Raw genomic sequence first — 20,025 nt, forward strand, 5'->3', positions numbered from 1 at the left:
GTGAGCGACCCACCCCCGCCCGGCTGCGGCACCCCGCACTGATCAGGGCCGCCCCCGCTGCCCCCTCAGGTGCTCGGCGATCGGCTTGAGTGCCTTGTCCAGCTCCGTCAAGGCCTCCGGCGACAGCAGGTCGATGAAGTGCCGCCGCACGGAGGCCACGTGATGTGGCGCGACCTTCTTCATCGTCTCCATGCCGTGCTCGGTCAGCACGGCGTACAGCCCCCGCCGGTCGGACTCGCAGTTCTCACGGCGCACCAGATTCGCGTTCTCCATCCGCGTGATCTGGTGCGACAGCCGGCTCTTGGACTGCAGGGTGGCGGAGGCGAGGTCGCTCATCCGCATGCGTACGTCTTCCGACTCGGACAGGTTCACGAGGATCTCGTAGTCGTTCATAGTCAGGCCGAACGGCTGCAGATCCTTCTCCAGCTGGTACGTCAACAGCCTGTTGACCTCCAGGTGGGTGCGCCAGGCGCACTGCTCCGCATCGGTCAGCCAGCGCGTGGCCGTCTCGGTCTCCATGAATGAAGTCTACCTAAGAAGTTGAATGACGAACTACTTCGGGTGGTGTGACAGTGCGCACGCGTTCGACGTCACACTCCGCAGACTACCGCTCACAGCCCGAAGCGACGCTGGAGGTCCCCCAGCTGTCCGGGAAGGCGCGGTGCGCCCGACGGTTGCGGACCGTGTCCGGCCGGTGCCGCTCCGCCACCCCCGGGCACCCCCGGTTCGGGCGGAACGACGCCCGTCGCCACCTCGTCCCTGAGGGTCTCCGACGACTGCAGGAGGACCGTCCCGGCGCCCACGAACTCGAACTGGTGCTCCTCCCCGGACACCCCGCCGAGGCCCGTCATCGCACGTAGACCGCCCAGTACGCCCGTCAGATAGCCGTGGTCGTAGTGATGGCACGGCGACGGGCAGTCGGCCCACCCGACGAGCGCCTGCGGGTCGACCCGGATCGGAGGTTCCATGAACACCACCGGACCGTTAGATGCGGCCACAAACTTTCCGGTTCCGATAAGGGTCAGAAAACCCGGCACGATCGATTGCTTGAGCGCGAGACTTGGCTGAAAAGCGAGCAGATTGCCCGCGCGAATGGTCAAGTTCCCGTCGTCCAGGTCGTAGGAGTTGACGTCGAAGGCCCGGTCGGCGAGGAGCATCTTGCCCGAGCCCGCCGCCACGACCCAGTCGCTCGCGTGCAGTGGCGAATGGAACGACGTACGGACAAGTCGGTCGAGTCGGCCGTGCCCGACGCCGTTGAACTCGATCGCCCCGTAGTAGGCGATCATCTTCCCCTTCTGCAGGAACCACTGCCCGCTCTTGAGCTCGACACAGAACGTGTACTTGTTCACGTTGTCGTCGGCGGGCAGGGTCATCGGGTCGTACACGACCGGTCCGGCGCCCGGAGTTCCGTAGGTGCTCACAGCTTCTCCTCCGACGCCTGGACGTACACCGTGCCGTTGCCGCTCAGCTCCAGCTGGAAGGCCTCGCCGGAGCCGCGGCCCACCATCTCGCGCCAGCCGAGCGCGGTGGACAGCTTGTTGCGGACCTCGCCGTGGTGGGCGACGTACGCCTGCGGGTCGACGTGCACCGGGCGCTGGGGAGTGATCGGGATCTCGAAGACGCCGCCGTGCGCCATGACGGCGACCGAACCCTGTCCCTGAAGGGTCGTGGTGAACAGCCCCTGACCGGTGACCTGGCCCCGGACCAGGCCCATCACCCCACCCTGCGATCCCATGAACATCGTGCCCTGCCGGAGCGTGCCCTCGAAGGCGAGCAGCCGGTCGGCCTCCACGTAGAGGGTGTCGCCGGTGAGGTGGATGACGTGGACGTGGTGACCGCCGTGCCCGAAGAAGACCGTGCCGCTGCCCTCGACGGTCATCAGCGGGGTCGCCTCGCCCGTCACCCGGCGCCCGATCATGGACATCAGCCCGCCCTGGCCGCCCTGGATGTTCGGCGTGAAGGACACGTCCCCCTTGTAGGCGAGCATCGCGCCGCGCTGACTGAAGAGCCGCTGCCCGGGCAGCACGGTCGCCTCGACCATCTTGGAGTTGATCTCCCGGAACGCCATGTCTACAGATCCCCCGCGATCGTGTTCCGCTCGCTCGGCTGCACGTACACCAGCCCGTCGCCCTCGAAGCGGATCTGGAAGGCCTCGCCGCCGCCCTCCCCGAAGAACGTGCGGAACGTCACGCCGGACTGGAAGGACTGCCGGACGTCGCCCTGGTGGGCGATGTAGGCACCCGGGTCGACGATCAGCGGGTACTGCGGGCTGACCCGGAGCACCACCGCCGGCCCGTCCGACATGATCGCGGCCTGCCCGTGCCCCTCGACGGTCGTCGTGAACAGCCCGTTGCCCTGCGAGGCGCCGCGCAGCCCGGTGAACGTCGTGCCCGTGCGCAGCCCCGCGTCCGTCACGAGCAGGTTGCTCGACTCCACGTACAGCTTGTCGCCCCGGAGGTTCACGAGGTTGATCTCGGTCGCCCGGTCCGCGAACCAGCAGGTGCCGTGCCCCTTCACCTCCATCACCGTCATCTGCTCGCCGGTGAGCCGCCGGGTCACCATCCCGCGCAGCCCCTCGCCGCCGCCGCTCAGCTTCTTGAAGCTCATCTGCCCGTCGTACGCGACCATCGAGCCGTTCTTCGCCTTCACGGCGTCCCCGGTCATGTCGACGGCGAGCACCTTGCTGCCCTGGAGTCGGAACATCGCCACGCAGCGAAAGTAGCGGTGCCACGGGTGGACGGAACAGAGCCTGTGGGTGGACACGGACCCTGGGCGGACCCCTAGGGCCGCCGTTTGCCACAATGGGCGGACGTTTGTGCTTGCGTTCACAAACCGTGGACGTCTCTCCCACCGAAGGTGACCCGTGGACATCAAGACCGCCACCGCCCTCCGCCGCCTCCGCCTGGTCTCGGCCCCGGAAGCCGTTTCCTTCCTGATCCTGCTCGTGTGCTCGGTGCTGAAGCGGACCACGGACTTCAACGCGGTCCCCGTCATGGGCGCGATCCACGGAGTGCTGTTCATCCTCTACGTGATCTTCTGGGCGGACGCCTGGAACCGCACCAAGTGGCCGCTGAAGACCGGCCTCCTGTACTTCGTCCTGTCCGTGCTGCCCACCGGCGGCTTCTTCGCCGAGCGCAAGCTCAAGCGCGCCGCCGAGGACGAGGTCATCGCCGCCCGCGCCCGCAAGGAAGGGACCGTGAACGCGTGATCGTCGCCTTCTCCGTGACGCCCCTCGGCGTCGGCGAGGACGTGGGGGAGTACGTCGCCGACGCCGTCCGCGTGGTCCGCGAGTCGGGTCTGCCCAACCGCACCGACGCCATGTTCACCTCCGTCGAGGGCGAGTGGGACGAGGTCATGGACGTCGTCAAGCGCGCCGTCGCCGCCGTCGAGGAGCGCGTCCCGCGCGTCTCGCTGGTCCTCAAGGCCGACATCCGCCCCGGTGTGACCGACGGGCTCACCTCCAAGGTCGACACCGTCGAGCGGCACCTGGCGCGGTAGCCGGGCCCTCCGGGAGCGGCCGCTTTGGGGCGGTCGCTCACGGAGGTGTACGTTCCCCTCCTGATCATCCGAGCGTTCGCTCGAATCCCGTTCTGGCCTGGGGGAACACCATGGGTCTCTACCGAGAGACACACATACGCGCCGACCTCGACGAGCTGTGGGCGCGCACCCAGGACCCCGTCACGCGACTGCGCTGGGACCTGCGCTTCAGGTCGATCGAGCCGCTGCCGGGCGGGGCGGGGGAGCCGCGGCGCTTCCGCTGCGACTGGCGCGTGCTGCCGTTGCTGACCGTGCCCGGCACCGGCGTCGCGGCCGGCGAGCGGGACCGGCCCGACGGCACCCGCGTGTGCGCCCTGCGCTTCTCCTCCGCGCACCCGCTCGCCCCGATCGCCGAGGCGAGCGCCTACTGGCGTTACGTGCCGGACGCGCACGGCGTGCGGCTGCTGACCGGGTACGAGTACCGCGCCCGCGGAGGAGCGTTCGGCGCGGTCGCCGACCGGGTGCTGGTGCGCCCGCTCACGGGGTGGGCGACCGCGTGGTCGTTCGACCGGCTCCGGCTCTGGCTGGAGCGGGGCATCACCCCCGAGCGCGCGCTGGTCAACTGGCTCACCGAGCTGGCGGTCCGCGCGCTCGTGCTCACGGTGTGTCTGACCGGGCTGGGGCTGGAGTCGCTGCTGCGGCTCTTCGGGGCCTTCGCGGACACCATGGCCTACCTGTGCCCGCTCCTGCTGGTGGTCGCCGGGTCCCTCGCCGTCTTCAAGGCGCCGCTGGCCGGGACGCCGGCGGCTCGGCGGTGTCTGCGGGCGCCGGTCACTCAGGCGCGGGCACCGCGGGTGCTGCGCCGGCTCGAGGCGTACGGGTGACGCCGTCCGTCCGGCCGACCTGAGGGGTGGCGCGGTGCGTCGCCGGGTGCGGGTTCGCCGTCGCTCGTCGCGCGGTTCCCCGCGCCCCTCGAGGCGGTCCCTCCTGCCCGGAGCTGGTGAGGGCCACCCCCAGTGGTGTCCTCTCGTACAGCACCTGGTGGCCGTACCGCCGCGCGGTGAGGAGGCCTGCGTCCCGCAGGACGGTCAGGTGCGCCGACACCGAGGACGGGGCCAGGTCCAGTCGGTGGGCCAGCGTCGTGGTGGTCGCCGGTTCGTCCAGCGCGGCCAGTACCTCGGCGCGGTTGCGGCCCAGCAGTCGTACCAGCGAGTCGGGTGTGCGGGCGCCCGGCTCCGTCCACAGCCCCGCGATCCCCCTGGCCGGATAGACCAGAGTCGGCTGCCACGGCGGCTCGAAACCCGTGATCACGTCGGGCCACGAGAAGACGCTCGGCATCAGCACCAGACCCTGGCCGCCGAGGTCGCGGGCGTGCTCGGTGTTCAGCGCGAGCGTCAGCGTGCGCCCGCCCCAGGACAGCCGGGCGTCCAGCTCCGGCAGCAGCGTGCCGAGCCCCACCTCGGCCAGTCGCCGTGAGTGGAAGGCCACATCCGCCTCCAGCAGGGCCCGCAGCCGGGGCCAGTCCGGCTCGACCAGCACCCGCCAGGCCTCCGCCATGGCGTCCGCCAGTTCCCGGACCATCCGCGCGGGGTCCGCGAGCCAGGCCCGGCCCCGCGGTGACCGAAGCGCGCCCGGCGTGCAGGCCAGCGCGCGGGCGGTGTCCTCGCGGGCGGCCTCCGGGTCCGACGCCCGCACGGCCGCGATCTCCTCCTCGAACGTGGCGGCCGGTCCGATCGGCGGCGCGCCGAGCCAGTCCGGCGAGTGCCCGCGCCGGGGCATCAGCAGCCACAGCGGGGTCAGATCGAGGCCGGCCGCCGCGTCCCGGATCCGGCGCAGCCACGGCGCCTGGTAGGCGTGCCGGTCGGGCCGTCTCAGCGTCCGTACCGCCTCCTGCGTCTCCCACAGCGGCGAGATCGCGAACCGGCAGCGCAGGAAGTCGTCGTCGCCGAAGTGCAGCCGCGACGCCATTTGCGCACCCCCTGAAAGATTCGGCCGGAGCCGAAACTCTACGGCTCCCGCCCGGATCCGGGCACGCTGCCCGGCATGTCCGCCCCACGCCAGGCCGCCCCGGCGCCCGCCGGCTACGGCCGTGTCTTCGCCGTGCCCGAGTTCCGGGCCGTCTTCGCCGCCCACGTGCTGTCCATGCTCGGCGTGATCGTCGGTGAGATCGCGCTGTCCGTCCTCGTCTACGACCTGACCCGCTCACCCTTGCTGAGCGCGCTCACCTTCGCGCTGGGCTTTCTGCCGTACGCGGTCGGGGGCGCCCTCCTCGCGCCCGTCGCCGACGGCTTCCCCGCCCGGCGGGTCCTGGTCGCCTGCGACCTGGTGTGCGCGGGCTGTGCGGCGCTGATGACCGTCCCGGGCACCGGCATCGGCCTGCTGCTCGCCCTGCGCTGCGCGCTCGCCGTCGTCTCGCCGGTCTTCTCCGGCACCCGCATGGCCACGCTGGCCGACGTCCTCGGCGACGGCGACCTGTTCGTGCTCGGCCGCTCCCTGCTGCGGATCGTGGCCCAGAGCGCCCTGCTGGTGGGCTACGGGCTCGGCGGTCTGCTGCTGACCGCCGTCACCCCGCGCCACGCCCTGCTGATCACCGTCGGCACCTTCCTCGCCTCCGCCGCGCTGCTGCGCTGCGGCACCCGGCACCGCCCCGCCCGCACGCGCCCCGGCACGGACGCCCCGCCGGGACCGCGCGCGCTGTTCGCCGACCGTCGCGTGCGCGTCCTGCTGCTGCTGTTCTGGGTGCCGGCGGCGTTCTCCGTCGTCCCGGAGGCGCTTGCGGCGCCGTACGCCGACGAGCTGGGCGGCGGCTCCACCGGGCTCGGCCTGCTGATGTGCGCCCTGCCCGTCGGCACGGTGGCCGGTGAACTGTTCGCCGGGGCCAGGCTCCGGCCCGTGGCCCGCGAGCGTGTCGCACTGCCCCTGCTCTGCCTGACCCTGCTGCCGTACCTCGGCTACGCCCTGCGCCCCGGGCTCGCCGTGTCCCTGCTGCTCCTGCTGCTGTCCGGGGCCGGGTCGGCGTACACCCTGGGCCTGGACCAGTGGTTCGTGCGGGCCGTGCCCCAGGAGCTGAGCGGGCGCGCCATGACCGTGCTGAGCGCCGGGCTGATGACCGTCCAGGGGATCGGCATGGCGCTGGCCGGGGTGGCGGCGCAGACGGCGGGGGTGCGCGCGGCCGTCGCCGGGGCCGGTGTGGCGGGTGTGCTGTGCTGCTGCGGGCTGGCCGTGGCGGCCCGGGCCACGGAGAAGGGGGCGGAGACCCGAGAAGCGACCGAAAGCCGAGACGGGGCTGCCCGGAATATGACCGGCCGGTAGGGTCTGATGACGTGCCGAAGCCACTCAGCCTCCCCTTCGACCCCATCGCCCGTGCCGACGAGCTCTGGAAGCAGCGCTGGGGAAACGTGCCGCCCATGGCCGCGATCACCTCGATCATGCGGGCCCACCAGATCCTGCTCGCCGAGGTCGACGCGGTGGTCAAGCCGTACGGACTGACGTTCGCGCGGTACGAGGCGCTGGTGCTGCTCACCTTCTCCAAGGCCGGCGAGCTGCCGATGTCCAAGATCGGCGAGCGGCTGATGGTGCATCCCACGTCGGTGACGAACACCGTGGACCGGCTGGTGAAGTCGGGGCTGGTGGCCAAGCGCCCCAATCCCAACGATGGGCGCGGCACGCTCGCGGTCATCACCGACAAGGGCCGTGAGGTGGTCGACGCGGCCACCCGCGACCTCATGGCGATGGACTTCGGGCTCGGGGTGTACGACGCCGAGGAGTGCGCGGAGATCTTCGCGATGCTCCGCCCGCTGCGGATCGCGGCCCACGACTTCGACGAGGACTGACCCCGAGGGGCTGACCCCGGACAAGATCCCCCGGAACGGGTGGTTACGCTCGACTCCATGAAGAAGAGCGTGCTGACCCGCTACCGCGTCATGGCCTACACCACCGGTGTCCTGCTGGTCCTGCTGTGCCTGAGCATGATCGCGAAGTACGGGCTCGACATCAGCGGTGCCGCGGACGTCACCCGGGTCGTGGCCATCGCCCACGGCTGGCTGTACGTCGTCTACCTCGTCGTCGCCTTCGACCTGGGGTCGAAGACGAAGATGCCGATCGGCAAGCAGCTGTGGGTGCTGCTCGCGGGGACCATTCCCACGGCCGCCTTCTTCGTCGAGCGCAGGATCAGCCGCGAGCTGGAGGCCAAGGTCGCCGACCCGGCCCCGGCCGTCGCCAAGGCGTAAGGGCGACCGTCGTCACACCGCCGTACGGACACCGTGCGGCGGTCAGCCATCGACATTTACTAGGACGTCCAAGTAAATTCGATGGTATGGACGCTCACGCCATCGAGGAAGGCCGCCGCCGCTGGCAGGCCCGCTACGACGCCGCACGCAAGCGCGACGCTGACTTCACCACGCTCTCCGGTGATCCCGTGGACCCGGTGTACGGGCCCCGACCGGGCGACACGTACCAGGGATTCGAGCGGATCGGCTGGCCCGGGGAGTACCCCTTCACGCGCGGGCTCCACCCGACCGGCTACCGCGGGCGCACCTGGACGATCCGGCAGTTCGCCGGGTTCGGCAACGCCGAGCAGACCAACGAGCGCTACAAGATGATCCTGGCCGCGGGCGGCGGAGGCCTGTCCGTGGCCTTCGACATGCCGACGCTCATGGGGCGCGACTCCGACGATCCCCGCTCGCTGGGCGAGGTCGGCCACTGCGGCGTCGCCATCGACTCGGCCGCCGACATGGAGGTCCTGTTCAAGGACATCCCGCTCGGCGACGTCACCACCTCCATGACCATCAGCGGTCCCGCCGTTCCGGTCTTCTGCATGTACCTGGTCGCCGCCGAGCGGCAGGGCGTGGACCCGTCGGTGCTCAACGGCACGCTCCAGACCGACATATTCAAGGAGTACATCGCGCAGAAGGAGTGGCTCTTCCAGCCGGAGCCCCATCTGCGCCTGATCGGCGACCTGATGGAGTACACCAGCGCCGGCATCCCGGCGTACAAGCCGCTGTCGGTCTCCGGCTACCACATCCGGGAAGCGGGCGCGACGGCCGCGCAGGAGCTGGCGTACACGCTCGCAGACGGCTTCGGGTACGTCGAGCTGGGGCTCAGCCGGGGCCTGGACGTGGACGTGTTCGCGCCCGGCCTGTCCTTCTTCTTCGACGCGCACGTCGATTTCTTCGAGGAGATCGCCAAGTTCCGCGCGGCCCGGCGCATCTGGGCGCGGTGGATGCGTGACGTGTACGGCGCGAAGAGCGAGAAGGCGCAGTGGCTGCGCTTCCACACGCAGACCGCCGGTGTCTCCCTCACCGCCCAGCAGCCGTACAACAACGTGGTCCGTACGGCCGTGGAGGCGCTGGCGGCCGTCCTCGGCGGGACCAACTCGCTGCACACCAACGCGCTGGACGAGACCCTCGCGCTGCCCAGCGAGCAGGCCGCGGAGATCGCGCTGCGCACCCAGCAGGTGCTGATGGAGGAGACGGGAGTGGCGGGCGTGGCCGACCCGCTGGGCGGTTCGTGGTACGTCGAGCAGCTGACGGACCGGATCGAGGCGGACGCGGAGAAGATCTTCGAGCAGATCAAGGAGCGGGGCCTCAGGGCGCACCCGGACGGGCGGCACCCGATCGGCCCCATCACCTCCGGGATCCTGCGCGGGATCGAGGACGGCTGGTTCACCGGCGAGATCGCCGAATCGGCCTTCCGCTACCAGCAGGCCCTGGAGAAGGGTGACAAGAAGGTCGTCGGCGTCAACGTCCACACCGGCTCGGTCACCGGCGACCTGGAGATCCTGCGGGTCAGTCACGAGGTGGAGCGGGAGCAGGTCCGGGTGCTCGGCGAGCGCAGGGCCGGACGCGACGAGACCGCGGTGCGGACGGCGCTGGAGGGCATGCTGGCCGCCGCGCGCGACGGCTCCAACATGATCGGCCCGATGCTGGACGCCGTCCGCGCCGAGGCCACGCTGGGCGAGATCTGCGGGGTGCTGCGGGACGAGTGGGGGGTGTACACGGAGCCGGCCGGCTTCTGAGCGCGGCGGGCGCAGGGGAACGGTGAGCGTGACCGACCGGGTGCGGCCGGTCTCCCGCCGGGGAGACCGGCCCGAGTCGGCGCGCCCTGCGGCTTCCGGCTGCGGTCCCGTCCCCGGCGCGGGACGTGTCATTCCTCGCCCGGTGTGCCGGGCACACCGGCGTACCGGGATCTGGAACCACGTCTTCCCGCATGTCGGCGACCCCGCCGACGCCGTCGTGGAACCTGGGCCGCGAGGTGGTCCACGGTCTCGTGGCCCAGGTGCGGGAGCCCGAGTGGGCCACCTTCGCCGGTGACTCGATGCGGGAGGCCCAGGGCGGATACCGGCGGCGGTGGCGGCCCACCGGCCTCGCCACCCGTGTCACCGGTTCTCCGGCCCCACCCTGGCCGAGTTCCCGGACCTCGCCGTACGGGACCCGGCGCACGGGGTGCTGCTGACCCGCCCCCCGGCCGGGCGGGTGATCGCGCTCAGCCCGTCGCGCCCGTGAGGCCCAGCAGCAGCACCCGGGTGAAGCTGCGCACCCATTCCTCGTCGGCCGGCTTGCCGCTGACCAGGGTGCGGTGGACCACCGCGCCCGCCACCACGTCGAAGATCAGGTCCACCGTGCGGGCGGATTTCTCCGGGTCCGGTTCCGGCGGGAGTTCGCCCCGGCTCTGGGCCCGTGCGCGACCCTCCAGTACCAGCCGCATCTGACGCTCCACGATGGAGGCCCGGATGCGCTCGCGCAGGGCGTCGTCGCGGGTGGACTCGGCCACCACCGCCATCAGGCCGCTCTTGGCCTCCGGGCGGGCCAGGATCGCCGCGAACTGCAGGACCACCCCCTCGATGTCGGCGTCCAGGCTGCCCAGGTCGGGGAGTTCGAGCTCGTCGAACAGCTCCGCCACGGCGTCCACGACCAGTTCGTTCTTGCCGGCCCAGCGGCGGTACAGCGTCGTCTTCGCAACCCCGGCGCGGGTCGCCACGTCTCCCAGGGTGAGCTTGGACCAACCCAGTTCCACCAGCGCCTCCCGGGTCGCGGCCAGGATCGCGGTGTCCGCGGCGGCGCTGCGCGGGCGCCCGGTGCGGCTGGCGGGAGTGCGGCTCTGCATCCCTCGACCATAACCGGCGGGAACTGTGCGGTCGTGAGGGAGATCACCGGGGAGTGGTGTCGCGCGGGGCTCCCATGGCATTACGCTACGACTCGTAGCGAAAGCTCGTGAGGGACGTACACGAGCGTCGACCACGGGGCGTGGGGTGGGGACCCGGCGCCCGTACACCCGGCTTTTTCATTTCGACGCGGCAACGGGGGAGGATAGACGCATGCAGCCACGGAACATGTCCATGAGCGGCGTCGTCGACCTCGCCGCGGTGAAGGCGGCCCAGGAGGCCAAGGCCAAGGCCGAGCAGACGCGCGCCGAGGTCGCCCGGCAGGGCGGCACGGGGGCCGTCGCCCCGGCCGATCTCGTCATCGACGTCGATGAGGCGGGCTTCGAACGCGATGTCCTGCAGCGGTCCGCCGAAGTCCCCGTCGTCATCGACTTCTGGGCCGAGTGGTGCCAGCCCTGCAAGCAGCTGAGCCCGGTCCTGGAGCGGCTGGCCGTCGAGTACGACGGGCGCTTCCTCCTCGCCAAGATCGACGTCGACGCCAACCAGATGCTGATGCAGCAGTTCGGGGTGCAGGGCATCCCGGCCGTCTTCGCCGTCGTCGCGGGCCAGGCGCTGCCGCTGTTCCAGGGCGCGGCCGCCGAGGAGCAGATCCGGCAGACCCTGGACCAGCTGGTGCAGGTCGCCGAGCAGCGGTTCGGTATCACCGGCCTGACCGTCGACCCGGACGCGCAGCAGGGCCGGCCGGCCGAACAGGCCCAGGAGGGCCCGTACGACGCCCTGTTGAATGCCGCCGCCGAGGCCCTGGATGCCGGCGACCTGGGTGGCGCCGTCCAGGCCTACAAGAACGTGCTGGCCGACGACCCGGCCCATCCCGAGGCCAAACTGGGCCTCGCGCAGGCCGAGTTGCTGCAGCGGGTGCAGGGTTTCGACCCCCAGAAGGTGCGTCAGGAGGCCGCGGAGAAGCCCAAGGACGTCGAGGCGCAGATCGCCGCCGCCGACCTGGACCTGGTGGGCGGCCATGTGGAGGACGCCTTCGGCCGGCTGATCGAGACCGTGCGGCGCACCGTCGGTGACGACCGGGACACGGTGCGGCTCCGGCTGCTGGAGCTGTTCGAGGTCGTGGGGCCCGAGGACCCGCGTGTGGTGGGGGCGCGGAGGGCGCTCGCGCGGGCCTTGTTCTGACCAGTCGCTAAACGCCACGGCTTGTGATGCCGGGGTGAAAGGTTTGCCGACGAGTCGTCACGGTGACCGCGCTTTGCCAAATCTTGGCAATCGGCGGAACTGTTACTCGGAGTAAGTCGAAGCCGTTGATCTGTCTGGTTTGATCCAGGGATCAACGGCTTTGCTCTGCCCAGAAATGCCACCCAGCGTCGCGCTCCGAGACCGGTCGGTCGTACTCCGGTTATCCGGCCGTTACTAGCCAGTAACGAACCCCCTTGTGTCCGGGCCGAGAATGCACCACGATCGGCGACGCTCGGTCCATTCCCTTACCCCGGCAGCCGGTCGGGTCACGGGAGACTCTGGGTCCCCACCGAGCAGAGCCGGCGGCAGTGGCGCCGGCTCTAGGGCAGGGGGGTCTTCGCCCACCCGGCGAAGCCTGTCCAGCAAGGTTGTGCGTGATGCGTGTCAGGCGCGACCAGTGGTTGTCGCTCGGGGGTGATCGCCGGTGATTCGGGCGCGGTTCGCGCCTCCGAGTGCGGGCGCTCTCCTTTCCGAGGACGTAGCACTTCTCCCATCCCTACCTGGCTGAGCCGCCGACAGGGGCCGAGTCCGGTAAGAGATGTACGTCCGAGAAGGAGGAAATATGGAGTCCCAGGTGCGTGGCGGGACCAGATGGAAGCGGTTCGCTGTGGTCATGGTGCCCAGCGTGGCCGCCACGGCGTGCATAGGTGTCGCCCTCGCGCAGGGTGCTCTCGCCGCTTCGTTCAGCGTGTCCGGCCAGTCGTTCAAGGTGACGGCCGACGAGCTCGACGGCAAGGGCTTCGAGCAGTACGGCGCCATCGACAGCGGTTACACGCTGGACGGCAAGAAGACGGCCCACCCGGTGGCCGTCTCGGCGTTCCAGCACGCCGAGATCACCAACCTGTGCCAGTCCGTCGTCACGCCGGACGTGCCGATCTTCGGCAAGGTCAGCCTGATCCTGCGGGCCGGTGGGGCGGGGCACGACAAGGTCGAGGCCGACCGGATCTACATCGACGTCGCCGACCTCAACGCCGACGCGACCTTCAACAACATCGACATCGGTGTGGCCGCCAAGGACGCCTCCAAGGGTCCGGGCATGAAGGGCGGCAGCGAGCAGGCCAACCCGTACGGGTTCGCCCAGCAGGCCGATTCGGCCACGCTGGTCGGCGTGAAGCAGACGGCATGGGCGACCACAGCCGGTACCTTCAAGCTGAGCGGGCTGCACATGTCGCTGTCGACAGACGGCGCGGAGTGCTACTAAGCGCTCACTGACGGGCGGGGGAGCCGATGGCGCCCCCGCCCGTCCCCTCTCCGGCCGCGTCTTCACGCGCGGAACACATCACCACCACAGCAACACCGCACCAGGGAGCTGTTTTCCATGAGCGCCGAGACCCCTGCCGCCGCACCCGGCCAGTTCACCCTCCGGAAGCAGCAGTTCCGCGCCTGGCGGGGCACGCGTCCGTTCTGGGCCGGTCTGTTCGTCTTGCTCGGCGGCTTTCCGATCATGTACTTCCCGTACGCCCACCTGCAGCTCGGCCACCTGACGCTGGCGATGTCGACCACCGCGGGGGCCGGGTCCCTGATCATCGGTGTGCTGCTCGTCGTCCTGGGCATCAGCCTCTGGTTCCAGAAGCACGTACGGGTCTTCGCCGGAGTCGCCGCGATCCTGCTCGCGCTGGTGTCCATCCCCGTGTCCAACTTCGGCGGCTTCATCCTGGGCTTCCTCTTCGCCCTCGTCGGTGGGGCGATGGCGGTGGCCTGGGCGCCGGGCGCGTCTCCGCAGCCGGAGCCGCCGGCCGACGCGGCGCCGGGCGAGGGTGGTGCCCCGCAGGCCGTACCGCTGCCGGAGCAGCGCACGGACGCGTTCGGGGAGAACGACCTGTCAGGAACGAGCCCGGCCAACGGGGCGAACGGGAGGCACAGTGCCGGCTGACGAGGTGGCTTGCGGGACCGATGTGGACGGGTCCCGCGCGAGAACCGGCCCCCGCCACGCGGCCCCCAGAAAGCCGCTGTTCACCAGGTTCCACATGCCGGCCGGCAAGGCGATAGCCTCTGTGGCCATGCCGACGGCGGTGCTGATGGGCATGGGCTTCACGTCCACGCTGGCCCTCGCGGCCGGCAACGGCAGCAGCCCGTCGCCGTCGACCACGTCCAAGAGCCTGACGGCCGACGAGTACAAGAACTGCGTCAAGGCGCTGGACGCCGCCAAGGACCCCTCGTCCTCGCCGTCGCCCTCCGCCTCGGAGAGCGCGTCCGGTGACACGGCCACGCCGTCGCCCTCGGCGAGCCCCGACGCCAAGGACGGCAAGTCCGGCGACTCGGGCAAGACCTCTTCGTCGGATTCAGGTTCCGGCGACAAGGCCACGCCCGAGCCGAGCGCGACCTCCGGCTCCTCAGGCTCCGGCTCGGGCTCCGGCTCGTCGGGTTCGTCGTCGGGCTCCGGCGGTGACTCGGCCACGCCGACCCCGTCGGCGTCCAAGAGCAGCGGCGGTCTGCTGGACACCATCGGCGACACGCTCGGCGGCATCCTCGGCGGCGGCAAGGACTCCGGCAGCTCGTCCGCGAGCCCGACGGCGTCCGCGACCCCGTCGGCGAGCGCGTCCGCGGACTCGTCGTCCACGTCGGGCTCCTCGAAGGCGGACCCGTCGTCCGGTTCCAAGCTCTCCGACACCGTCAACGACACCGTCTCCAAGGCCACCAAGACGGTCGGGGACACGGTGAAGAAGACCACCGACACCGTCTCCAAGACGGCCGGGGACGCCACCCAGGCGGTCAAGGACGCGGCGGGGTCGGTCACGCCGAGCCCGTCCGCGAGCTCCGGCACGTCGGCCGAGGACTGCCCGGCGGCCACGACCGACGAGAGCGGCGTCGACAACAAGGTGCCGGTGGCGGACGACCCCTGGTACCTCAGCGCCAGCTCGCTGCTGCTCAAGGGCGCCGACTATCAGGGCATCGTCGAGGTGAAGACGGCCTCCGGCGCCACCAAGAAGGTGCTGAAGTACGTCATCTCCGACGGCACGGACATCGGCGACCTGCACCAGACGGTGAACGACAAGCTCTCGGGCAAGACCTACCACGTGCAGGCGGCCAAGGGATCGACGTCCACCATCCGGGGCGGCTCCACCACGATGTACACGGAGAGCATCTCGGGCAACCTGTTCGGTCTGATCCCGATGACGTTCACGCCCGACAGCCCGCCCCCGCTCAACCTGCCGCTGATCTACTTCACCAACGTGAAGGTGGTCCAGGCCGCGCAGTTCGGCGGCAACCTGCACGTGCCCGGCATGCACGTGTACACGACCGACTGACCGGTCCTGCAGAGCCCGTCCGGGAGCCGCACACAGCTGAGGGCGCCCCCTGCTCCAGGGGGCGCCCTCAGCGCCGTACAAGGCCCTTGTGAGGCGTGTCAGTTGCTCTGGGTGCCCAGGTGGTGGACGCGGAGCATGTTGGTGGTGCCGGGGACGCCGGGGGGCGAGCCGGCGGTGATGATGACCGTGTCGCCCGCGTCGAAGCGGCCCAGCCTGGCGATCTCCTGGTCGACCAGGTCGACCATCTCGTCGGTGGTGTTCACGAACGGCACGATGTGCGATTCCACGCCCCAGCTCAGGGTGAGCTGGTTGCGGGTGGACTCGTCGGTGGTGAAGGCGATGATCGGCTGGCTCGCGCGATAGCGGGAGAGCCGGCGCGCGGTGTCACCGGACTGGGTGAAGGCGATCAGGCCGCGGCCGCCGAGGAAGTCGGCGATCTCGCAGGCCGCGCGGGCCACCGACCCGCCCTGGGTGCGCGGCTTCTTGCCCGGCACCAGCGGCTGCAGGCCCTTGGAGAGCAGCTCCTGCTCGGCCGCGACGACGATCTTCGACATGGTCTTGACCGTCTCGACCGGGTAGGCGCCCACCGACGACTCGGCGCTCAGCATGACCGCGTCCGCGCCGTCCAGGATCGCGTTGGCCACGTCGGAGGCCTCGGCGCGGGTCGGGCGGGAGTTGGTGATCATCGACTCCATCATCTGGGTCGCCACGATCACCGGCTTGGCGTTGCGCCGGCACAGCTCGATCAGGCGCTTCTGCACCATGGGGACCTTCTCGAGCGGGTACTCGACGGCGAGGTCACCGCGGGCGACCATCACTCCGTCGAACGCCATCACGACGTCCTCCATGTTCTCCACCGCCTGCGGCTTCTCCACCTTGGCGATGACCGGGACCCGGCGGCCCTCCTCGTCCATGACGCGGTGCACGTCGTGGACGTCCTTGGCGTCCCGGACGAAGGACAGCGCGACCAGGTCGCAGCCCATGCGGAGGGCGAAGCGCAGGTCCTCGATGTCCTTCTCGCTCAGCGCGGGCACGTTGACGGCCGCGCCGGGCAGGTTGATGCCCTTGTGGTCGGAGACGACACCGCCCTCGATGACGATCGTCTTCACCCGCGGGCCCTCGACGTCCAGGACCTTCAGCTCGACGTTGCCGTCGTTGATCAGGACCTGGTCGCCGCGCGAGACGTCGCCCGGCAGCCCCTTGTACGTCGTACCGCAGATGTGCCTGTCGCCCGGCACGTCCTCGGTCGTGATGACGAACTCGTCACCGCGCTCGAGCTCGACCGGACCCTCGGCGAAGGTCTCCAGGCGGATCTTCGGGCCCTGCAGGTCGGCGAGGACGCCGATGGCCCGGCCGGTCTCCTTGGACGCGGCCCGGACGCGGTCGTACCGCGCCTGGTGCTCGGCGTGGGAGCCGTGGCTGAAGTTGAACCGGGCCACATTCATGCCCGCCTCGATCATGGCGACGAGCATCTCGTGGGAGTCGACCGCGGGGCCGAGAGTACAGACGATTTTCGAACGGCGCATGGGGCGATCCTATCGGTTTGTTTCGCTACGGAATATTCCGTCTGGCGGAAGATACAAATGAGTGCCACACCGCTCAGGTGCTATTCAGCTGTTCTTTCCGACCAGTGCGTAGGTCTGCGTCGCGATCTCCAGTTCTTCATCCGTCGGCACCACCGCCACCGCCACCCGCGCGCCCTGGGGTGAGATCAGCCGCGGCTCCCCGGAGCGCATCTCGTTCAGCTCCGGGTCGACGGCCGGGCCCAGGCCCTCCAGGCCCGCGATCGCCGCCTCCCGCACGGGTGCCGCGTTCTCGCCGACCCCGGCCGTGAACGCCACCGCGTCCACCTTCCCGAGCACGGCGCAATAGGCGCCGATGTACTTCTTGAGCCGGTGAATGTAAATGTCGAACGCGAGAGCGGCCTCTTCGTCGCCCTCGTCGATCCGGCGGCGGATCTCCCGCATGTCGTTGTCCCCGCACAGACCGAACAGACCGCTCCTCTTGTTCAGAAGAGTGTCGATCTCGTCCATGGACATTCCGCCAACCCGGGCCAAATGGAAGATGACGGCCGGATCCAGATCACCGGAGCGCGTACCCATCACGAGCCCCTCCAAAGGCGTCAGCCCCATGGAGGTGTCCACGCACCGGCCCTTCTCCACCGCCGACGCCGAGGCCCCGTTGCCCAGGTGCAGCACGATCACGTTGACCTCGGACGGATCCCTGCCCAGCAGCCGCGCGGTCTCCCGCGAGACGTACGCGTGCGAGGTGCCGTGGAAGCCGTAGCGGCGGATGCGGTGCCGGTCGGCGATCTTCGGGTCGATCGCGTAGCGCGCCGCCGCCTCCGGCATCGTCGTGTGGAAGGCGGTGTCGAAGACGGCGACCTGGGGCAGGTCGGGGCGCAGGGCCCGGGCGGTGCGGATGCCGGTGAGGTTGGCCGGGTTGTGCAGCGGGGCCACCGGGATCAGACGCTCGATCTCGGCGAGCACCTCGTCGTCGATGACGGTCGGCTCGGTGAAGAACATCCCGCCGTGCACCACCCGGTGCCCGATCGCGGCCAGCTCCGGGGAGTCCAGGCCCAGGCCGTCCCGGCTCAGTTCCTCGGCGACCGCCTTGAGCGCGGCGTCGTGGTCGGCGATGGGCCCGGTGTGCTCCCGGACGGCACCGCCGGTGAGGCAGGTGTGCTTGAGCCGGGAGGTCTGCTCGCCGATGCGCTCCACCAGGCCGACGGCGAGCCGGCTCTCGTCACGCATGTCGAGGAGCTGGTACTTCACCGACGAGGAGCCGGAGTTGAGGACGAGGACGCGAGTCGCGGTCACGGTGATGTCGATGCTCTCTGTGCTCAGTTGGCGGGCGTCTGGGCCTGGATCGCCGTGATGGCGACGGTGTTCACGATGTCCTGGACGAGCGCGCCCCGGGACAGGTCGTTGACCGGCTTGCGCAGACCCTGCAGGACCGGTCCGACGGCGATCGCGCCGGCCGAGCGCTGCACGGCCTTGTAGGTGTTGTTGCCGGTGTTGAGGTCGGGGAAGATCAGCACGCTGGCCTGCCCGGCGACCTCGGACTCGGGGAGTTTGGTCGCGGCGACGGACGGCTCCACGGCCGCGTCGTACTGGATCGGCCCCTCGATCTTCAGGTCGGGCCGGCGGGTGCGGGCGAGCTCGGTGGCCTCCCGCACCTTGTCCACGTCGACGCCCGAGCCGGAGGTGCCGGTGGAGTACGACAGCATGGCGATCCTGGACTCCACGCCGAACTGCACGGCCGTGGACGCCGACTGGATGGCGATGTCCGCGAGCTGCTCGGCGTTCGGGTCCGGGTTGACCGCGCAGTCGCCGTAGACCAGCACCTTGTCGGCGAGGCACATGAAGAAGACCGACGAGACGATCGACGACTCCGGCCTGGTCTTGATGATCTCGAAGGCCGGGCGGATGGTGGCCGCCGTGGAGTGCACCGAGCCGGACACCATGCCGTCGGCCAGGCCCTCCTGGACCATCAGGGTGCCGAAGTAGTTCACGTCCGACACGACGTCGTAGGCCAGCTCGACCGTGACGCCCTTGTGGGCGCGCAGGGCCGCGTACTTCTCGGCGAAGGCGTCGCGCAGCTCGCTGGTGGCCGGGTCGATCAGCTGGCAATCGCCGAGGTCGATGCCCAGGTCGGCGGCCTTCTTGCGGATCTGGTCCGCCGGGCCGAGCAGGGTCAGGTCGCACACGCCCCGGCGCAGCAGCACCTCGGCCGCGTGCAGCACCCGCTCCTCGGTGCCCTCCGGCAGCACGACCCGTCGCCTGTCGGAACGGGCCTGCTCCAGCAGCTTGTGCTCGAACATCATCGGGGTGACCCGGTCGGTGCTGGGGGCGCTCACGCGCGCGGCCAGCTCGGCCGTGTCGGCGTACCGCTCGAACAGGCCCAGCGCGGTCTCCGCCTTGCGCGGGGTGGCCGCGGTCATCTTGCCCTCCAGCGAGAACAGCCGCTCGGCGGTGGGGAAGCTGTTGCCGGCCACCGAGAGCACCGGGGTGCCCGGGGCGAGGCGGGCGGCGAGGGTGAGGATCTCGTGGCTCGGCACCTCGTTCAGGGTGAGCAGCACGCCGGCTATCGGCGGGGTGCCGGCGCTGTGCGCGGCCAGCGAGCCGACGACCAGGTCGGCGCGGTCGCCCGGGGTGACGACCAGGCAGCCGGGGGTCAGGGCGCCGAGGAGATTGGGCAGCATGGCGCCGCCGAAGACGAAGTCCAGCGCGTCCCGGGCCAGGCCCGAGTCGTCGCCGAGCAGGACCTTGGCGTCGAGGAGGTGGGCGATCTGGGAGACGGTCGGCGCGGACAGCGCGGGCTCGTCGGGTACGACGTAGCAGGGCACCGGGAGCCGGTTCGCGAGCCGCTCGGCGATCTCGTCCCGGTCCTCGCGGGCCACCCGGTTGGTGACCGTCGCCAGCACGTCGCAGCCCAGGCCGTCGTAGGCGCGGTATGCGTTGCGGGTCTCGGCCAGCACCGACTCGGCGGTCTGCCGGCGGCCGCCGACCACCGGGATCACGGAGGCGCCGAACTCGTTGGCGAGACGGGCGTTCAGGGACAACTCGTCCGGCAGCTGGGTGTCGGCGAAGTCGGTGCCGAGGACGAGGACGACGTCGTAGTCGCGCGCCACCAGGTGGAAGCGGTCGACCAGCGCGGAGACCAGCTCGTCGGTGCCCTGCTCGGCCTGGAGCGCGGACGCCTCGTGGTAGTCCATGCCGTAGACGGTCGCCGGGTCCTGCGAGAGGCGGTACCGCGTCCGCAGCAGCTCGAACAGCCGGTCGGGGCCGTCGTGCACGAGCGGACGGAACACGCCCACCCGGTCGACCTGCCGGGTCAGGAGCTCCATGACCCCCAGCTCCACGACCTGGCGGCCGTCACCGCGGTCGATCCCGGTCACGTACACGCTGCGCGTCACGTGTCCCACTCCGTTCCTCATGTCTTATGTCGTGATGT

At 70.5% G+C, this 20,025-nt stretch carries 20 protein-coding genes and 1 pseudogene; 12 read left to right on the plus strand and 9 right to left on the minus strand.

Annotated elements, in window-relative coordinates:
• Window positions 1-42 precede the first annotated feature (42 nt).
• The 4 genes from AB0L59_RS20830 to AB0L59_RS20845 all read right to left on the minus strand — a co-directional run bounded on the left by AB0L59_RS20830 (window position 43) and on the right by AB0L59_RS20845 (window position 2,703).
• Entirely contained in the window at window positions 43-519 is a 477-nt protein-coding gene (locus tag AB0L59_RS20830; RefSeq protein WP_362119024.1) for a MarR family transcriptional regulator, read from the minus strand.
• A gap of 92 nt (window positions 520-611) precedes the next feature.
• A complete protein-coding gene (locus AB0L59_RS20835; RefSeq protein ID WP_365585585.1) occupies window positions 612-1,421 on the minus strand; it encodes an AIM24 family protein in 810 nt (269 codons plus the stop codon).
• A complete protein-coding gene (locus tag AB0L59_RS20840) occupies window positions 1,418-2,068 on the minus strand; it encodes an AIM24 family protein (RefSeq protein WP_365585588.1) in 651 nt (216 codons plus the stop codon). The genes AB0L59_RS20835 and AB0L59_RS20840 overlap by 4 nt, the downstream gene beginning before the upstream one ends.
• Before the next feature lie 2 nt (window positions 2,069-2,070).
• Window positions 2,071-2,703, minus strand: coding sequence for an AIM24 family protein (locus AB0L59_RS20845; RefSeq protein WP_365585702.1), 633 nt, complete (start codon window positions 2,701-2,703; stop codon window positions 2,071-2,073).
• A gap of 160 nt (window positions 2,704-2,863) precedes the next feature.
• On the opposite strand from AB0L59_RS20845, the gene AB0L59_RS20850 reads away from it, so the two are divergent.
• From AB0L59_RS20850 to AB0L59_RS20860, 3 genes are all read left to right on the plus strand, one after another.
• A complete protein-coding gene (locus tag AB0L59_RS20850) occupies window positions 2,864-3,208 on the plus strand; it encodes a DUF3817 domain-containing protein (protein ID WP_365585590.1) in 345 nt (114 codons plus the stop codon).
• Window positions 3,205-3,498, plus strand: coding sequence for an MTH1187 family thiamine-binding protein (locus tag AB0L59_RS20855; protein ID WP_365585592.1), 294 nt, complete (start codon window positions 3,205-3,207; stop codon window positions 3,496-3,498). Before AB0L59_RS20850 ends, AB0L59_RS20855 begins: the two co-directional genes overlap by 4 nt.
• 110 nt (window positions 3,499-3,608) lie before the next feature.
• Entirely contained in the window at window positions 3,609-4,361 is a 753-nt protein-coding gene (locus AB0L59_RS20860) for a hypothetical protein (protein ID WP_365585594.1), read from the plus strand.
• A 118-nt stretch (window positions 4,362-4,479) separates the two neighbouring features.
• On the opposite strand, the pseudogene AB0L59_RS20865 reads toward AB0L59_RS20860, so the two are convergent.
• Window positions 4,480-5,445, minus strand: a pseudogene (locus tag AB0L59_RS20865) (DUF5937 family protein); the annotation flags it as partial.
• Between the two features lie 75 nt (window positions 5,446-5,520).
• Here AB0L59_RS20865 and AB0L59_RS20870 point away from each other — a divergent pair.
• The 5 genes from AB0L59_RS20870 (at window position 5,521) to AB0L59_RS20890 (ending at window position 9,930) form a co-directional block, all read left to right on the plus strand.
• A complete protein-coding gene (locus AB0L59_RS20870) occupies window positions 5,521-6,789 on the plus strand; it encodes an MFS transporter (protein ID WP_365585597.1) in 1,269 nt (422 codons plus the stop codon).
• An 11-nt stretch (window positions 6,790-6,800) separates the two neighbouring features.
• Window positions 6,801-7,310 carry a MarR family transcriptional regulator gene (locus tag AB0L59_RS20875; protein ID WP_365585599.1) on the plus strand — a complete coding sequence of 170 codons (510 nt, stop codon included), beginning with the start codon at window positions 6,801-6,803 and terminating at the stop codon, window positions 7,308-7,310.
• Window positions 7,311-7,367: 57 nt separating this feature from the next.
• Window positions 7,368-7,706, plus strand: a complete 339-nt coding sequence (locus AB0L59_RS20880) for a DUF3817 domain-containing protein (RefSeq protein WP_365585602.1) — start codon at window positions 7,368-7,370, stop codon at window positions 7,704-7,706.
• Between the two features lie 86 nt (window positions 7,707-7,792).
• A complete protein-coding gene (locus AB0L59_RS20885; RefSeq protein WP_365585604.1) occupies window positions 7,793-9,493 on the plus strand; it encodes a methylmalonyl-CoA mutase family protein in 1,701 nt (566 codons plus the stop codon).
• Between the two features lie 191 nt (window positions 9,494-9,684).
• A complete protein-coding gene (locus AB0L59_RS20890; RefSeq protein WP_365585607.1) occupies window positions 9,685-9,930 on the plus strand; it encodes a hypothetical protein in 246 nt (81 codons plus the stop codon).
• 30 nt (window positions 9,931-9,960) lie between these two features.
• On the opposite strand, the gene AB0L59_RS20895 is transcribed toward AB0L59_RS20890, so the two are convergent.
• On the minus strand, window positions 9,961-10,581 hold the full coding sequence (locus tag AB0L59_RS20895; protein ID WP_365585610.1) for a TetR/AcrR family transcriptional regulator: 621 nt from the start codon (window positions 10,579-10,581) through the stop codon (window positions 9,961-9,963).
• Between the two features lie 211 nt (window positions 10,582-10,792).
• Here AB0L59_RS20895 and AB0L59_RS20900 point away from each other — a divergent pair, with 211 nt between their 5' ends.
• The 4 genes from AB0L59_RS20900 (at window position 10,793) to AB0L59_RS20915 (ending at window position 15,069) form a co-directional block, all read left to right on the plus strand.
• Window positions 10,793-11,761 carry a tetratricopeptide repeat protein gene (locus tag AB0L59_RS20900; RefSeq protein WP_365585613.1) on the plus strand — a complete coding sequence of 323 codons (969 nt, stop codon included), beginning with the start codon at window positions 10,793-10,795 and terminating at the stop codon, window positions 11,759-11,761.
• Between the two features lie 622 nt (window positions 11,762-12,383).
• On the plus strand, window positions 12,384-13,022 hold the full coding sequence (locus tag AB0L59_RS20905; RefSeq protein WP_365585616.1) for a DUF6230 family protein: 639 nt from the start codon (window positions 12,384-12,386) through the stop codon (window positions 13,020-13,022).
• A gap of 117 nt (window positions 13,023-13,139) precedes the next feature.
• Complete coding sequence (locus AB0L59_RS20910; RefSeq protein ID WP_365585619.1) at window positions 13,140-13,694, plus strand: DUF6114 domain-containing protein; 555 nt, start codon at window positions 13,140-13,142, stop codon at window positions 13,692-13,694.
• Complete coding sequence (locus AB0L59_RS20915; RefSeq protein ID WP_365585622.1) at window positions 13,684-15,069, plus strand: hypothetical protein; 1,386 nt, start codon at window positions 13,684-13,686, stop codon at window positions 15,067-15,069. The genes AB0L59_RS20910 and AB0L59_RS20915 overlap by 11 nt, the downstream gene beginning before the upstream one ends.
• A 98-nt stretch (window positions 15,070-15,167) precedes the next feature.
• Here the strand turns inward: AB0L59_RS20915 and pyk are convergent, their stop codons facing one another.
• The 3 genes from pyk to pta form a co-directional block, all read right to left on the minus strand.
• Entirely contained in the window at window positions 15,168-16,595 is a 1,428-nt protein-coding gene (pyk, locus tag AB0L59_RS20920) for a pyruvate kinase (RefSeq protein ID WP_365585624.1), read from the minus strand.
• An 84-nt stretch (window positions 16,596-16,679) separates the two neighbouring features.
• Entirely contained in the window at window positions 16,680-17,888 is a 1,209-nt protein-coding gene (locus AB0L59_RS20925) for an acetate kinase (protein ID WP_365585627.1), read from the minus strand.
• A gap of 23 nt (window positions 17,889-17,911) precedes the next feature.
• Window positions 17,912-19,987, minus strand: coding sequence for a phosphate acetyltransferase (gene pta / locus AB0L59_RS20930; protein ID WP_365585629.1), 2,076 nt, complete (start codon window positions 19,985-19,987; stop codon window positions 17,912-17,914).
• Between the last annotated feature and the right edge of the window lie 38 nt (window positions 19,988-20,025).

The organism is Streptomyces sp. NPDC052109 (assembly GCF_040680195.1).
Classification (GTDB): Bacteria; Actinomycetota; Actinomycetes; order Streptomycetales; family Streptomycetaceae; genus Streptomyces.

What these genes read in the sequence shown, in the direction of transcription:
- AB0L59_RS20910 (WP_365585619.1), top strand. Translation starts at nt 13,140, where the DNA reads ATGAGCGCCGAGACCCCTGCCGCCGCACCCGGCCAGTTCACCCTCCGG.
- AB0L59_RS20880 (WP_365585602.1), top strand. Translation starts at nt 7,368, where the DNA reads ATGAAGAAGAGCGTGCTGACCCGCTACCGCGTCATGGCCTACACCACC.
- AB0L59_RS20830 (WP_362119024.1), bottom strand. Translation starts at nt 519, where the DNA reads ATGGAGACCGAGACGGCCACGCGCTGGCTGACCGATGCGGAGCAGTGC.
- AB0L59_RS20890 (WP_365585607.1), top strand. Translation starts at nt 9,685, where the DNA reads ATGTCGGCGACCCCGCCGACGCCGTCGTGGAACCTGGGCCGCGAGGTG.
- AB0L59_RS20870 (WP_365585597.1), top strand. Translation starts at nt 5,521, where the DNA reads ATGTCCGCCCCACGCCAGGCCGCCCCGGCGCCCGCCGGCTACGGCCGT.
- AB0L59_RS20905 (WP_365585616.1), top strand. Translation starts at nt 12,384, where the DNA reads ATGGAGTCCCAGGTGCGTGGCGGGACCAGATGGAAGCGGTTCGCTGTG.
- pyk (WP_365585624.1), bottom strand. Translation starts at nt 16,595, where the DNA reads ATGCGCCGTTCGAAAATCGTCTGTACTCTCGGCCCCGCGGTCGACTCC.
- AB0L59_RS20860 (WP_365585594.1), top strand. Translation starts at nt 3,609, where the DNA reads ATGGGTCTCTACCGAGAGACACACATACGCGCCGACCTCGACGAGCTG.
- AB0L59_RS20845 (WP_365585702.1), bottom strand. Translation starts at nt 2,703, where the DNA reads ATGTTCCGACTCCAGGGCAGCAAGGTGCTCGCCGTCGACATGACCGGG.
- AB0L59_RS20895 (WP_365585610.1), bottom strand. Translation starts at nt 10,581, where the DNA reads ATGCAGAGCCGCACTCCCGCCAGCCGCACCGGGCGCCCGCGCAGCGCC.
- AB0L59_RS20840 (WP_365585588.1), bottom strand. Translation starts at nt 2,068, where the DNA reads ATGGCGTTCCGGGAGATCAACTCCAAGATGGTCGAGGCGACCGTGCTG.
- AB0L59_RS20885 (WP_365585604.1), top strand. Translation starts at nt 7,793, where the DNA reads ATGGACGCTCACGCCATCGAGGAAGGCCGCCGCCGCTGGCAGGCCCGC.
- AB0L59_RS20900 (WP_365585613.1), top strand. Translation starts at nt 10,793, where the DNA reads ATGCAGCCACGGAACATGTCCATGAGCGGCGTCGTCGACCTCGCCGCG.